We start from the raw sequence: 1,875 nt of genomic DNA on the forward strand, positions 1-1,875 counted from the left end.
TGTAATCTATAGGGTGCAAGTCCCGAACTGTGAAGGCAGAAGTAACAGTTAGCCAAGCGCAAGGGTGTCCACGGCGACGTGGAATCTGAAGGAAGCGGGCGGCAAACCTCCGGTCTGAGGAACACGAACTTCATACGAGGCTATGTGTGACTGGGTGAGCCTGCCATACAAGGCAAAGCCCTTTCTGCCGAAGGTCGCATGCAGTAAATGGAGCAGATAGATGGAGGGAAAGATTGCGTCCTTACCCGGGGAGCTCTGATTGGAACGCCAAGTACACTTGGTAACCCGCCCAGTGATGGGCGGCTGAACAATCAGAAGTCAGCAGAGGCCATAGTACCACCTTGTCTCGAGACGAGTGGGAAGGGCCGAACAATTAAGAGAGAACAACATCTTGGCAGGCAGTCGCTGTGACGAACACAGACAACCCGTTAGGGCTTGCTTGAATGGAGGACGTGGTGAATTCCACTGGGGACATCAAGAGGGTGGAGCAGGGACTGGATAAAGAAGAAGCGTTGTTCACGGAGAGAGGCATAACGAATGTTAATGGAACAGATTCTGTCACGGGAAAATTTAATACGTGCCCTGAACCGAGTGGTTCGGAACAAAGGAAGCCACGGTGTCGACGGAATGCCCGTACAAAACCTGCGAGCGCATGTCATCGAACACTGGGACACCATGAAGGTGGAGCTTCTGTCGGGGACCTACCAGCCGCAACCGGTCCGCAGGGTCGAAATCCCGAAACCTGACGGCGGTGTGCGACTGCTCGGCATCCCTACCGTGATGGATCGTTTCATTCAACAGGCGATCGCCCAGGTGTTATCGTCTATCTATGACCCCACGTTCTCTGACCACAGCTATGGATTCCGACCGAATCGGAGTGCCCACGGGGCGGTCAAGAAAGCACAAGGGTACATCGCAGATGGAAATCGCTGGATGGTCGATATCGACTTGGAGAAATTCTTCGACCGGGTGAACCATGACAAGCTCATGGGGCTTCTGGCGAAGCGAATCGAGGACAAGCGTCTGCTCAAGCTCATCCACAAGTATCTGAAAACCGGAATCATGATAAACGGAGTCGTGACGGACAACGAGGAAGGCACTCCGCAAGGAGGCCCACTCAGCCCGCTGCTCTCGAACATCGTCCTAGACGAACTGGACAAGGAACTCGAGAAGCGTGGACATCAGTTCGTCCGCTACGCCGATGACTGCAACATCTATGTGAAAACACCAAAAGCGGGAAATCGGGTCATGAGGTCGGTGACCTCCTATATCGAAGGGAAGCTGAAGCTGAAAGTGAACGGCAACAAGTCCGCCGTGGACCGCCCGTGGAGACGAAAGTTCCTCGGGTTCAGCTTCACGAAGCACAGAGAGCCGAAAGTACGGATTGCCAAAGCCAGTGTGAACCGGATGAAAGATAAAATCCGCGACATCACATCGCGAAAGAGACCGTACTCGATGGAGGTCCGTATCCAAAAGCTGAACCAATACCTGATGGGGTGGTGCGGATACTTTGCGTTGGCAGACACACCGAGTGTGTTCAAGAGCCTCGAGTCGTGGATTCGAAGAAGGCTACGCATGTGCGTGTGGAAGAGCTGGAAGAAGCCGAGCACAAAAGTGAGAAAGCTCACCGGACTGGGCGTCCCGAAAGGGAAGGCCCATGAATGGGGCAACTCACGGAAGGGTTACTGGCGGATTTCAAAAAGTCCGATACTGCACAGAGCCCTCGGGAACTCCTACTGGAGTTCCCAAGGGCTCAAAAGTCTGGTATCACGTTATGAAACTTTGCGTCATACATCTTAATTGAACCGCCGTATACCGAACGGTACGTACGGTGGTGTGAGAGGTCGGGAGTTAACCACTCCCTCCTACTCGATT

1 protein-coding gene is annotated in these 1,875 nt (G+C 53.6%); it reads left to right on the top strand.

Features of this window, described 5'->3' with window-relative positions:
* Positions 1 to 537 precede the first annotated feature (537 nt).
* Positions 538 to 1,800 (top strand): group II intron reverse transcriptase/maturase, encoded by a 1,263-nt coding sequence (ltrA, locus tag DI14_RS09995; protein WP_034808120.1) that lies wholly within the window; start codon positions 538 to 540, stop codon positions 1,798 to 1,800.
* Positions 1,801 to 1,875 lie beyond the last annotated feature (75 nt).

The sequence above is a fragment of the Exiguobacterium sp. AB2 genome (assembly GCF_000696055.1).
In the GTDB taxonomy this organism is placed as follows: Bacteria; Bacillota; Bacilli; order Exiguobacteriales; family Exiguobacteriaceae; genus Exiguobacterium; species Exiguobacterium alkaliphilum.